This is a genomic window from Lacticaseibacillus zeae subsp. silagei (genome assembly GCF_030770335.1).
GTDB classification, from domain to species: Bacteria; Bacillota; Bacilli; order Lactobacillales; family Lactobacillaceae; genus Lacticaseibacillus; species Lacticaseibacillus zeae.
In genome coordinates this window covers 1,277,575-1,290,382 of record NZ_CP132484.1, presented here as the reverse complement: position 1 = coordinate 1,290,382, position 12,808 = coordinate 1,277,575, and the positions used below count along the sequence as shown (strand labels likewise).

General features: G+C 48.8%; 12 protein-coding genes. 3 read left to right on the top strand and 9 right to left on the bottom strand.

Annotation, left to right across the window (positions count from 1 at the left end; all coding sequences use genetic code 11):
* The first annotated feature begins 94 nt into the window (after positions 1-94).
* From LACZS1_RS06145 to LACZS1_RS06135, 3 genes are read left to right on the top strand one after another with little or no spacing between them, the layout of a single operon-like run.
* Positions 95-475: a GntR family transcriptional regulator gene (locus tag LACZS1_RS06145; RefSeq protein WP_070650103.1), complete on the top strand. Its 381-nt coding sequence runs from the start codon at positions 95-97 to the stop codon at positions 473-475.
* Positions 462-1,178: an ATP-binding cassette domain-containing protein gene (locus tag LACZS1_RS06140; protein WP_070650104.1), complete on the top strand. Its 717-nt coding sequence runs from the start codon at positions 462-464 to the stop codon at positions 1,176-1,178. The genes LACZS1_RS06145 and LACZS1_RS06140 overlap by 14 nt, the downstream gene beginning before the upstream one ends.
* Complete coding sequence (locus LACZS1_RS06135) at positions 1,171-1,884, top strand: hypothetical protein (protein WP_047105648.1); 714 nt, start codon at positions 1,171-1,173, stop codon at positions 1,882-1,884. Before LACZS1_RS06140 ends, LACZS1_RS06135 begins: the two co-directional genes overlap by 8 nt.
* Before the next feature lie 135 nt (positions 1,885-2,019).
* Here LACZS1_RS06135 and LACZS1_RS06130 read toward each other — a convergent pair whose 3' ends face one another.
* The 9 genes from LACZS1_RS06130 to LACZS1_RS06090 form a co-directional block, all read right to left on the bottom strand.
* A complete protein-coding gene (locus LACZS1_RS06130; protein WP_070650105.1) occupies positions 2,020-2,898 on the bottom strand; it encodes an ATP-binding cassette domain-containing protein in 879 nt (292 codons plus the stop codon).
* Between the two features lie 33 nt (positions 2,899-2,931).
* The gene (locus tag LACZS1_RS06125; RefSeq protein ID WP_070650106.1) at positions 2,932-3,999 is read right to left on the bottom strand and encodes an ABC transporter ATP-binding protein; all 1,068 of its coding nucleotides are present in this window, start codon (positions 3,997-3,999) and stop codon (positions 2,932-2,934) included.
* A gap of 25 nt (positions 4,000-4,024) precedes the next feature.
* Positions 4,025-4,333, bottom strand: a complete 309-nt coding sequence (locus tag LACZS1_RS06120) for a hypothetical protein (RefSeq protein WP_306402910.1) — start codon at positions 4,331-4,333, stop codon at positions 4,025-4,027.
* A 97-nt stretch (positions 4,334-4,430) separates the two neighbouring features.
* Positions 4,431-5,333 carry an ABC transporter permease gene (locus LACZS1_RS06115; protein ID WP_414973793.1) on the bottom strand — a complete coding sequence of 301 codons (903 nt, stop codon included), beginning with the start codon at positions 5,331-5,333 and terminating at the stop codon, positions 4,431-4,433.
* A gap of 68 nt (positions 5,334-5,401) precedes the next feature.
* Positions 5,402-6,352 (bottom strand): ABC transporter permease, encoded by a 951-nt coding sequence (locus LACZS1_RS06110; RefSeq protein WP_070650108.1) that lies wholly within the window; start codon positions 6,350-6,352, stop codon positions 5,402-5,404.
* A gap of 100 nt (positions 6,353-6,452) precedes the next feature.
* A complete protein-coding gene (locus LACZS1_RS06105) occupies positions 6,453-8,123 on the bottom strand; it encodes a peptide ABC transporter substrate-binding protein (RefSeq protein WP_093997892.1) in 1,671 nt (556 codons plus the stop codon).
* Between the two features lie 693 nt (positions 8,124-8,816).
* A complete protein-coding gene (locus LACZS1_RS06100) occupies positions 8,817-9,080 on the bottom strand; it encodes a hypothetical protein (RefSeq protein ID WP_010491405.1) in 264 nt (87 codons plus the stop codon).
* A gap of 173 nt (positions 9,081-9,253) precedes the next feature.
* Positions 9,254-10,915, bottom strand: coding sequence for an ATP-binding cassette domain-containing protein (locus LACZS1_RS06095; RefSeq protein ID WP_070650110.1), 1,662 nt, complete (start codon positions 10,913-10,915; stop codon positions 9,254-9,256).
* The gene (locus LACZS1_RS06090) at positions 10,908-12,512 is read right to left on the bottom strand and encodes an ATP-binding cassette domain-containing protein (protein ID WP_070650111.1); all 1,605 of its coding nucleotides are present in this window, start codon (positions 12,510-12,512) and stop codon (positions 10,908-10,910) included. The genes LACZS1_RS06095 and LACZS1_RS06090 overlap by 8 nt, the downstream gene beginning before the upstream one ends.
* Positions 12,513-12,808 lie beyond the last annotated feature (296 nt).

The following is a 12,808-nucleotide window of genomic DNA, read 5'->3' as shown; positions in this document are numbered from 1 at the left end:
TCGCCGTCAAAATACTGGCCACTGATACTTGGCAAACATGATGATTGTTGATACACTGTGTTAGATAACTAATACACTAATAAGGAGGCACACCGTGGAATTTGACGATAAAGTTCCGATCTACCTGCAAATCAAGCAGTACCTTTACCAAGCCATTATCACGGATCGGCTTAAGTCTGGCGCCCAGTTGCCAGCTGTTCGGCAATTGGCCGCCGAGCTAACGGTGAATGTCAACACAGTTCAACGTGCTTTAAGTGAACTGATTCAAGAAGGCGTGCTCGTCACCCGCCGCGGCCGCGGTAATTTTGTGACCGACGACATTAAGGTCTTGATTGAGTTGAAAAATCGCGTCATTGCCACCGAACTCGGCACCTTGTATCGCCAGTTGGATGACCTAAATCTTAGCGCCGCTGAAATGAAAGACGCTTTTGCCCAATATGTTGACGAACAGGAGGCTCACCATGACCACGAATAAGATTTCCGCAGAACACCTAACGTATAAACACAATCGCCACCTCATTCTGGATGATCTCAATCTTGACGTCCAGCAAGGTCATTTCATCGGGTTACTGGGTGCAAACGGTGCTGGCAAAACCACGTTGATGCGGCTTTTAAACGGCGTGGCAACCAATTTTACCGGCACCATTCAAATCGGCGCGTCGGAAAGTATCGTCGACCGCAAGCAACTTAGCAGCTTCAGCGAATCACTTAAAGGCGTCAACGCCAACCGCACGTTACATCAAATCGCCACCGATTACGCCATCATGTATCTCGACTTTTCGGAAAAGGCGTTTGAAAATTTCACCAACAAGTACGAACTGGATTGTCACCAAAAATTAAGTGCACTCTCCAAAGGTAATCGGAAAAAGTTTGCGACTGCCCTCACCTTGTCCCGTCAAACCCAACTCTATTTACTTGACGAACCTTTTGAAGGTATTGACAGCATGACGCGCAAACGCCTTATCAGCAACATGGTCGCCTGGAAGCCTGCTGCGGCCACGGTCATGATCTCGGATCACCATGTCAACGATGTCGTGAACATTCTCGACGAAATTGTTGTGCTAAAAGACAAACATGTTATCGCTCACCGAAACACGGAACAACTCCGCGAAGAAACCGGTATGAGTGTCGAAGCTTATTATGAAAGCCTCTATGAAGGGAGCACCGCAAATGACTAATACCTGGACCATGACAAAAGTCTTGATTCGGCAGCGAATTCAAACCGTTGTCAACACGCTTATCGTTACGATCGTTGCAACCATCATTACGGCGATTTTAATCTATTTTGGCGGTAGTGCCCACTTCTCCATTGAACTTTTCTACTATGCGTTTCAACCATACTTAATCATTGGCGGACTTTACTTATTTATTCGACTCGCGATCAGGCAGGAACATACCTGGGTCGACAATTATTACCGCTCTGTGCCGATTACCAACCTAAAACTTTACATGGCCAATTTATTCAGCACTATTTGTAACTTTGTCATTTACTGTCTCGCTCAGAGTCTGATTTTTACCATCCTGCAAGTGGCCAGTCATGGCATTCACTGGCCGGAGATGTCTGTCTGGATGGACGCTGCCGAAGGGATCATCATTCTTGGCTTAACCTGCCTATTTATCTGGACATTTGTAAGTCTGGTCCACCTGCTCTCCGTCACCATCATGGCCTTCTTACCCGAAACCCAGATTCGTCTCGCACAATGGGCCATTTATCTGGTCGTCATCATCACGGCCTCCTACCTGTTCAACCAGCTATGGCAACTATTCTTAATGCCTTTTAGCAACTACAACATAGCCGCCATTTTCGGCGTTTTCCTGGTTATCTTCACGCTCATTTCCAGCCTTAACGTCTACCTGCTGGATAAATGGGTTGAGACGAAGTAGGTCGATTATTGGCATATGCCATCGTTCTGCTCTAAAAGCTTTTATGGGTATCCACATAATAAAAATGGACTTTCAAGCAGCGTTTGCTGTCACTTGGAAGTCCATTTTTGTAATAACACGTAAAAAATCTTAAGCCTAAGGCGCCAACACCCAGTGGTCCGGTGCCGCTTCGGTTAAGGCCGCACCAGCCGGAATCGGTGCGCGGTCAAAATGGACCCGTGGCTTTTGCTGCTCAAACAGCGGGTCGGCTTGCGGCACCGAAGCCAGTAGCGTCTGCGTGTAAGGATGCAACGGATGGCGGTAAACGGCTTCGGTCGCACCGGTTTCAACAATTTGGCCTTGATACATCACGACAATCTGATCACTGATGTAGTGCACCATGGATAAGTCATGGGCAATGAAAAGATACGTCAGATGCTGGGCTTGCTGAATCTGCCGCAACAGATTCACAATTTGGGCCTGGATTGACACGTCTAACGCCGAAATCGGTTCGTCCAATACCAGAAACTTCGGCTCAACCGCCAGTGCGCGGGCAATGCCGATGCGCTGCCGCTGACCGCCGGAAAACTCATGCGGAAACCGATTAATCGCATCCGGCGGCAAGCCAACTTGTTCCAGCAACTGCAAAACCCGATCAAGCCGCTCCTGGGTCGATGACGCAAGATGAAAATTATCAATGCCTTCCGCAATAATATCGGCCACTTTTTGCCGTGGATTCAACGATGCAAACGGATCCTGAAACACCATCTGGACCTGGCGCCGAAATTGCTTGCGTTCAGCATGGGAAAAATGTTGAATCGACTCACCTGAAAACAGTACATCCCCGCCTGAAATCGGCCCGATGCCGGCAATTGCACGGCCAGTGGTCGTTTTTCCCGAACCTGACTCGCCCACCAAGCCAACGGTGGTGCCGGAAGCAATTGTAAAATTGATGTGATTCACTGCTTTGATGAGCCGCTGATCTTTACGGAAGTTGACGCTTAGATCTTGAATGGCAAATAACGGTTCTGTCAAAAATAACCATCTCCATTTGTAAAAGGCTTCGAATCAGGCCTGATTCACCGCGACCGCCAAAGACGGTTCCCTGGTAAGTTCAGCAAATCGCGCCCACCGCTTTTGAATCGTGACTGGCGGCTGATAACTCGGGGTACGCGGATCAAGCAGCCACGAACGAACAAAGTGAGTAGGTGATACCTGAAACAGCGGCGGCATTTCCTTGAAATCAATAGCCAATGCATAGGGGTTGCGAGGTGCAAACGGATCGCCTTTAATCGGCTTCCGTAAATCCGGCGGTGTCCCCGGCAAGGTGAATAGCTCTTTACGCTGATCATCCGAACTCGGCACCGCATCCAACAATCCCCAAGTGTACGGGTGCTGCGGATTATAAAAGATTTCATTTGCCGTGCCAGTTTCGACAATTTTACCGGCGTACATAATGGCTACCCGATCGGCAATATTCGCAACCACACCTAGATCGTGGGTGATGAAGATCACGCTTAAATCACGCTTGGCCTTCTGTCGCTTGATCAAGTCCAGCACTTGCGCCTGCAGGGTCACGTCCAAAGCGGTGGTCGGTTCATCGGCAATCAGAACCTTAGGCTGCATGATCATCGCCATGGCAATCATAGCCCGTTGTCGCTGACCGCCCGACAGTTCATGCGGGTACTTGCGCGCAATCAAGGCAGGATCAGGCAAGCCGACCTCTTGAATCGCCGCGTTGACCGCCTGTTTTAAAGCGGCCCCGTGCAGGTGTCGGTGGGCTTTGACCCCTTCACCAATCTGCCGGCCGATGCGCATGGTTGGATTCAGCCCGCTCAGCGAATCCTGAAAAATCAACCCAAGCTCTTGTCCGCGCAATCGCGTATAAGTTTTCCTACTGGCGTACAGCAGATCGGTTTCGTCATATTGCATGGCATCAGCCTTGACTTCTGCATCTTTGCCAAGTAAACCCAGTAGCGCATGCGTGGTCACTGATTTACCCGAACCGGACTCGCCAACCAAAGCGAGCGTCTCGCCTTGATGCAGCGTTAAATCCACCCCATTGACGGCATAGACATTTTCGTTGGCTTCATGAAACGTCACGGTTAAGTTTTTAATTGAAACAATATCAGTCATGCGGAGGTCCTTTCAAAATTCATTTTTAATACAAAAGTAAATCAATCACGGTGCCGCCAATCAGATTCACGGCGACCCAAATGCCTAATTGCAAATTGCCAGGCAGCGCGCCGAGCATCTTGCTGGTCAAGTCAGCATGCGGGCGGCGGGTGTGCAGCAGCAATTTAATCCCCACGGCAAGTACCGCCAAACCCACCAGCAGCCAAAACGTCTGGTGTAGTCCCCACAATATGGCCAAGGTCAGGCCTTCGCGCGTTAACGACAAGCCTGTGGTAACCACCAGCAAGCCAATGAAAAGGGCGGCACCGACCTGCCAAGGATGTTTTTGGATCATTTTGACACTTCCTTAAAAAAGGTTGCGCTAACTACCAATACAGCGGCTTTTGGGTGAAGCCTGCAAACAAGCTTCTCGCTGCCGGCAGTCGGCTGAGTTAACCTTGGAATTTCGGATCAAGGGCATCGCGCAAACCGTCACCTACGATATTAAACGCAAAGACGATCGCAACTAAAATTAGAATCGGAATGTAAAGTTGCAGTGGGTGTTGGAGCATCTGATCCTGACCACTGGCAATCAGGATGCCAAGACTCGTGTTCGGGGCCTGAATTCCCAGTCCCAGAAAACTAAGGCTGGCTTCACCAAAGATGTTGCCGGGGATGCTTTGGCCAATATCCAGAATCAGAATACTCATCATATTCGGCACCAGATGCCGCGTCATAATCCGCCACAGTGGGGTGTCCAGCATCACGGCGGCTGTCACATAATCAAGTTGCCGCAATTGCATGACCAGTCCCCGCGCCTGCCGCGCCGCATCCGACCAGCTCGTTAGCGCCAAAGCAAACAACATGGTCCACATACCATTGCCTAAAACGACCATGATCAGCATGGTGATCAACAATCCCGGCAGCGAATTAAACACCTCAATAATCCGCATCATGATTTCATCGACCCAGCCACCAAAAAACGCCATGACCATGCCATAAATTGTGCCAAAACCAATTGCCAGAACGGTACTGAGAATCGCCACCAAGAGTGAAACCTGAATACCAATGCAGGTACGCGTAAACAAATCCCGCCCCAAGCGATCGGTGCCAAACCAATGAGCTGCACTCGGCCCGACATTGCGGCTATTGACCCGAATCAAATTGGGATCATAATGCTGGAGCTGCGGCCCAATCAAGGCCACTAACACAATGAGAAGTAAAATAATGCCCCACGCCACAGCCAAGTGATCTTTCAGTAACTTTTGCCGCGCCGACGCCCAGAAACTGATACTTTTGGGTGTGCCCTCTTCATCCGCAGATATTGCAGGTTGTTTTGTCAGCACAGTTGGCATACCGGCGTTGTCGGTTCCTTGAACAAAATGAAAATCCGTATCACTGACAGCCATTCGCCTGACTCCCTTCAGTTGTCATATAACTTAATCCGCGGATCAACCACGGTATACAGCAGATCGGTGATAAACATCGTGACAATGTACAAAATCGCCAGTAACACCGTTTCGCCCATAATAATCGGCACATCGCGATTCGTCAGCGCCGTCACGAAATACTGCCCGATGCCGGGAATCACAAAAATGCTTTCAATGAAAATTGATCCGGTGATGCCAAAAGCCAACGTCACTGGCAACGAGGTAATAATCGGAATGAACGCATTTCGCACAATATGGTGTAACACGATTTGCGGTTCCGATAATCCCTTGGCGCGCGCCGTCATGACATACTCGCTTGAAGCCACATCCACCATTGAATTTTTCAACAATCGCGCGTACCCGGCAATGTAGCCGATCCCACCGGCAATCGTTGGCAAAATGGTATAAATCCAACCACCCCACCACAACTGATCGCCACTAGGCCACCCGATAATCGGAAACCAACCGAGCTTGCCGCCAAAATAACTTTGCAACAGCAACCCCAGCACCAGACTCGGGAACGACATCAAAAACAGCGCCAGAATCGTCACCACCCGATCAATCCAGATGTTTTTATACACAGCCGCCAGAATGCCCAGCAGCAGCCCCAGCGGAATGCCTAACAACATCTGTTGAATACCTAAACGCGCCGATGCTGGCAGGCGGTCACGAATCAAACTCGACATGGTCACTGACGGATCGGCAATCGACTCGCCAAACTGTCCATGCAACATGTTGTTCATGGTGATCACATATCGTTCCATCACCGGCTTATTGAGACCCGTGTTCTTGTATACCTGCGCGCGAGTCGTCGCTGGCAATTTATCGGTTTGGGCACTTAAAGCATCACCAGGCACTGCCGAAATCAGGAAAAAAGTCGCCGTGGCAATTAAGAACGTCGAAATTAATAATTCGATAAAACGTCGCACGATCAGCTTGATCACGGTTGCAGCCACCTTCTCCTTGAATCAAAATGAGTCATTTTGCCATCTCCTATTGACCTTATGTACATTGGCCGTGTACATGGCCAATGTGACTAGCTAACTATTCTTTTGACGCATAAGTGTAGTTGAACGTGGCGCCAAAGACGGTTGATTGAAGGTTTTTAACTGACTTGTTGATATAAAGACGTGATTGCGAGTTGGTTAACGGCACGACGCCGAAATCTTTGGCAACCAGTTGTGTCTCAAGCTGCTTGTAAAGAGCCAACCGCTGTTGCGTGCTTAAGTTAGCATTCAGCTTGGCATCTAAATCATCAAATGTTTTGCTATTATAACCACCGAAGAACTGTTGGAACCCGTTATTTGAATCCCACAGGCTCAAATACGAATTCGGATCGGCGCTCCCTGACCAGCCATTATCAAGCAAATCATACTGATTATCATTTCTGGACTTCACAAAGCTAGGTACATCAGGGGCAGTTTTGATCGTGACTTTGACGCCTAACTGTTGATCAAGCTCTTGCTTCAGCCAAGTACCGGTGTCATCATCATCGACAGTCAGGTAAACAAAGTTCAGCTTGCTGAGATCCGTTGACTTACCCAGTTCCTTCAGCCCCTCTTTCAACAAAGCCTGACGCTTAGCCTTAGTGTTGTACTGTGCCTGTAGATCTTTCAGTGGGTTACCGACGTACTCACCATAGTTTGTCGATCCAACGTTCATCGATTGCGGCACCATGGTATAGGTTGGTTGGTCTTTGCCGTCATTGACCGCCTTGTTGTAACTTTGGCGATTAATAGAAAGTGAGACTGCTTCCCGCACCTTCGTATTTTTGAAAAGTCCCTGGGTCCCGCCATTGTGTTGATTCATGATTAAAACAGTCGTCCCAGAACCATCTTGTTTTCGCGAGACCAGTTTGTTACTCTTAGCCAATTTGTTGAAATCACTGATCTGTTTACCGGAAGCTGATAAGGCGTCCAACTGGCCACTTTGCATTAACGAAAGCACGGTCGACGGCTTGTTCGTGGTGGTATAGGTTACGGTTTGCAGCTTAACCTTTTTGGCATTCCAATAAGTGTTGTTCTTCTTTAGCGTGATCTTGTCATTCTTTTTCCAAGATGTTAGCTTGAACGGGCCGTTAAAGACCTGATCCTTCACATCGGTCTTCCACTTCTTGTTGCCGACTTTATTAATTTTGTCGAGGCGGACCGGATAATAAATGACCGACGCAAAATCTGACAAAAGCGACGGATAGGCATAAGCAAGCTGAACCTGAAGTGTTTTGGCATTCAAGGCTTTTACACCCAAGTCTTCGGCGCTACCTTTGCCAGTGTTGTAAGCTTCGGCGCCCTTGATAAAGTATGCACCGGTAGCCTGGGAAAAGGCGTTCTCCTTTTTCAATAACCGGCGGAAGGAATCCACGTATTGCTGGGCAGTGACTTTCTTGCCATCTGACCATTTGGCATCGCGTAACTTGAAGGTATACGTTAAGCCATCTGCTGACTTGGTGTAGGATTTGGCCCCAGTTAAAACGACTTTATCTTTGCCGTTTTTCGATTCAATCGTGGTCAAGCCTTCTTGAACTTCTGAAAGAATATCGTTCTCGTTAGTATTGCGCATATCATTCACATCTAACGTCGTCGGATCAAGCTCTTCGGTTAAATTCAACGTCTGAGCGCTGCTTGATGACGCAGAACCTTTACTGCCGCAACCGACAAGTAAGGTCGCCAGCGCAACGCCGGTAATAAGAGCTGTGAGCCAATGGGACTTCTTCATACATGCCATCTCCTAAAGTAAAATAAAAACTGGCGGTGCATCTAGGATTCTAGATACACCGCCAGTTTTGTCCTTCGTTCAAGTCACGTTTGTCCGTCACCTAAGCCAATATCCAGCCATGTAAATAGAACCGCTATGTTGTTCATAGCAGCAGCACATGGACATGAACATGACTTGGTTGAACTGGGTCATCACGTTGACTCCTCTCGAAGAAATTAGCATTAGCATACTTTTAAAAATTTTATTCGTCAACGGGTAATTTGTTAAAACCTGATTTGTTCGGGGCAGCAACATGCTTCAATACTGCTCGGCTATTGGGTTTGAGAATGCTCATAGAATTTTAATTTTGGTTAACTGCCGTTGTGATTGAGTGGTCGTTAAGAAAATAATGGCGGTGATTGCGGAAACGCCTTTGTCGTGGCAGCTGAGGAAAGAAGATAAAGAAAAGCAATAAGGTCATTTCATTTAAAACAGTTTTACTTAAAGCTGATTAACGTTCAGCTTTCATTCAAGTTTGCTGGCTAACTCATATTTAAATTTCCTCGTATTAGCCGTTTCTTTACGGTTAAATGGACAAAACATACTGCTCACATAAGCTTCATTTGAAACTATTTTAAATTTTATGCTCATCAAAACAGCCGACCGAGACTTACTTTCCCAGCCGGCTGTTTTCAATTTTAACAGACACGTACGTTACGCTTCTGCGCGGTGGTGCATCAATACCCACAGAAGTGCAGCGCCGGCGCCGATAAACAGCAACGCCGATACCCCGTTAGCTGCCGACAACATGGCAAATGCCATGGTTGCAAAAAGGCCGCCAATCGAAAGGCCAATCCCCCATTTTTGAATCGGTGTCAGGCTGGCAAATGAAGCGCGGAACCCCAGCGCCAACAAGAGTGATCCAACAAACGAGATCAGGCCAAAGATAATGTGCCCTAAAATCAACCAGTTAAACATCTTATTCCCCCTTTCTGATAAGCAATTCGCTGCGTTCAGAAGCTGGTGTGCCAATTGCCTCGGGTTCGATGACCGTTCATCCGGCCACAGCGCCCGAAACCAACAACCAAGTCTTTGCGCAGAGAATCGCGTCAATACGCTTTTACTATACGTGAGATGGTAGCGGTTGCCAACTATTTTGGCTTAGCGAGACTTTCTTCGTTTAAGCGGCCATTTTCCAGGCGCAAGGCCCGATCCCAAAACTGCGCGATATCCAGTCGATGGGAAATAACCATCATGGCAATTGGCAATGATTTCAAGCGTTGACTCAGTGCTTTTGCTGACGCGGCATCTAAGTTGGCAAACGGTTCGTCTAGCAGTAACATCGCCCGTTTTGCAACAAGTGCCCGCGCCAAGCCGATCTTTTGCAATTCACCTGCCGACACGTTGGCTTTCGTCTGGCCGTGCAGCTGGGTGGCGAGTCCTTGCGGTAAACGGTCAACGAATGCTTGCAAATCGGTTTGGGCAAGCACCGTTTCAATTGCTGCCTGGGTAACCGGTCGACCGAGCGTGACATTTTGCAGCAGGGTATCATCGAACAGCGCCACGACTTGCGGAACAAAACCAATTTCATCGGCTAGTTGCCCTGACACTGCGCCTGCCGGTTGTCCTTGAATCGTGCCGGCCTGTGGAACCAGCAGGCCTAAAATGATCTGAATCAACGTTGATTTACCGCCACCACTTGGACCGGTGACCAAAATCTTTTCATGGGTCGCAACATCAATCGTTAAATTAAGTTGCTGCAACACTGGCTGGTGCGCAGATGGGTAGGTGTAGCTTAGATCCTGTAAAACCAGTTGCTCTCCTGAACAGGAGGCGGCGGAGGTTGGGCACTGTCGAGATGCTTTTTGGGTTAAGTCTGAGTGTTTTTCTTCCGGCAATATCCCTAACGCGAGCAATCGTTTGGCAGCAACCAACTGCCGTGAAAGCTGGGCGTACTGGCCTGGCATGCTGTAGAACAACCACGTAAAACTCGGCGTCAGCATGGCAAACGCCGCAAATTGACCGACCGTAATCATTTTGAAACCGACAAACAGCAATTCAATGCCTAAAATCGCGATGTCAACGAATAACCCCAGCGCAAAACCCAGCACAATGGTTCCTGTTTGCTGAATGCCCATGTGATACTGTGCGTCTGCAAAGGTTTGATAAGCTTGGCGGAATAGTTTTAAACCAAACTGTTCACTTTGATAGTCTTTTAATAGTGTTCGTCCTGCAAGTACTTCCAATAATGTTGCCTGCATGCGACCATTTTCGACTTGTTGGGTATCTTGAGCCTGAGTTAAGCGACCGGCCATGAAGCGTGGGATCAATAACGCAGTCAGGCACAATCCCACGATGACAACCATCAGCAACCATGAACTCAACCAGCCGAATAAGCTGGTGGCAATGAACGAAAAGGTCCCACCAGCAAGTGCAGTTACCGACTGAATAAACAATGGGGCGGCCAAAGATGCCTCGGTTGTTAGACCGTTCAATTGCTCATTGCCGGCTTGATTCTCCGTTGCAACCGGGCCAGTCATGAGTGCGGTCATTTGTTGCGTTTGAAGTCGCTGGACCAGCCGATACTGTGCTTGCGTCTGCCACCGCCCAATCAGCCAGCGCCCTAGCCCTATCATCAGTGCCGCACCAAGCGCAACGACAAATAAGCTGATCGTTAACATACTTTGTTGGGTCACATTTTGAATGATGCGCGCTAACGCAAACTCGAAGCCGGCGCAGATCAAGGCGATCAACCATAAAAGCGGCGCGATCCGCGTCCCGACAAGTTGCCAGATTTGTTTTAGCTTAGTCATGCTGCTCACCCACCTTAATGATGTGATCGGCGGCCGTGACAAAATCGAACGTGTGCGTGATCACGATAATCCCGCGCCGTCGTGCCTCCTGCCGTAGAATCAGCATGACCACCGCCTGATTCGCCGCATCAATATCGGAAAAAGGTTCATCCAAAACCAGCCAAAGCCGCTCCGAAAGCAGTGCACGCGCGATCCCAAACCGCCGCTGCTCGCCTGGTGAGAGTTGCGCGGGATGTAATATTTGATCGACATCAGCCGCATATTTTTCAAGTCCAAGTTGGTGCAGTAGTTGGACGATCCGTTGTGACGAATGAGGTTTACCCAAAAGCAAGTTGGCCGCAACAGACGCCGTGAACATCACGCTGCGTTGCGGCACAAAGGCCATTAACTCAGCCGGCGAGGTGGCAGTTGGACGGCCGCGAATGTCGATGTGTCCGGAAGTCGGCAGTAACTCACCTAAAATCAGCTTCATTAACGTTGTTTTGCCAGCACCGTTTGCGCCAATGATAAAAGTGATGCCGTGATTATCAATCTGAAAATTCAGATTGTGCAATAGCTGCCGTGAGCTGTTCGGGTAATGAAAAGTCACCTGCTCGCCGATAATCGTCATGGGCTGCTCATGAGTTGCCGCTATTTTGGTGTTAGTCGTGATCGGAACTTCAGACGGGACCTGTAGACGCGGCAAAATGCGTTGTAGCGACGTTTTCTGTTGAGCAAGATAGCCAATTGTCGGCGCTAACCCTAAAAACGGCCACAAAATCGAGCCGACACCGGCATTCCACGCGCCCAGCACGCTCGCCACCGACTGCTGTGTTAATGGCAACAAGGCAAATCCCAGTACCAGGGTTAACACTTCCGCCAAATAAATCCCGCCGTTAAAAATACCGGACAAGGCACCGGCAGCACTTGCCAGCTGGTTGATGCTTGGCGTTGCCTCCTGGAAAAAAGCCTGATGCCGCTGTCGGATATACGCAAAAACATGAAGGTTCCGCACCATCGCAAAATTCGCTAAAAAATCATTGAAGAAGTCTTTATGGCGATCATCAATGCCAATCAAATTTGTCTGCGCCCGATTTTGGTAGCGAAAAAGTTGCCGAGAAACCACTGCGAAACCGAGACCAATCAGGATAAAAACGACTGCCAACTGCCAGGACTGAGTGGCAACATACGCGATGCCCAAGATGACGGTGATGCCAAAATCAACCAGTGGCAAAACGCCGGTATCCAGAAACTGCATAATGTTTTGGGTATCAGTCACCAATAAGTTCGTCGCTAAACCACTATCAGGTGCCTCATCAGCCTTCCCACCCAAAAAGCCACTCACTAAAGCAGTGGCAATGGCTAGGCTCAATCGCCGTTTTAGCCGTTCCACAACCACTCCTGATAACCAGTAAACGCCCGTATAAACAACCGATGCACCCAACATTCCGCCGAAAATACCGAGCAGCAAGCCAACCTGACCGGCCAGCGCCGCAGTTAATCCTAGCTGAATCAACATGGAAATGGCGACGTTGAAGCCATCAACCGCGACCCGCAAGCCAAGCAACCCTAGCAACCACCGTTTTTTAATTGAACCGATTTGAAAAATTGTTTGCATTGTTCTCGTCTCCTCGAGTGACTGGAGAATCCAGTCAAAATTTTGGGGACTACGTTGTTGCAAACATGAGTGCGTTTCATAACGCGTTTGCCAGCTCAGAAATCGGCTTACGAACGCAAAAAAAGACGGCCTTCCGCCGTCTTTTTAACATTTCATATTTGACCGACCGGAAGCTCATCTGCTAAGCGCACCAAAGAACCCTGCACCAACCGCAGCCCCTGCATTCAATTTTGATGGGGTAAATCGGTCTTTGATCCGCATGTTAAGATGCCTCGTTCGATTTCGGTTTTGATAGC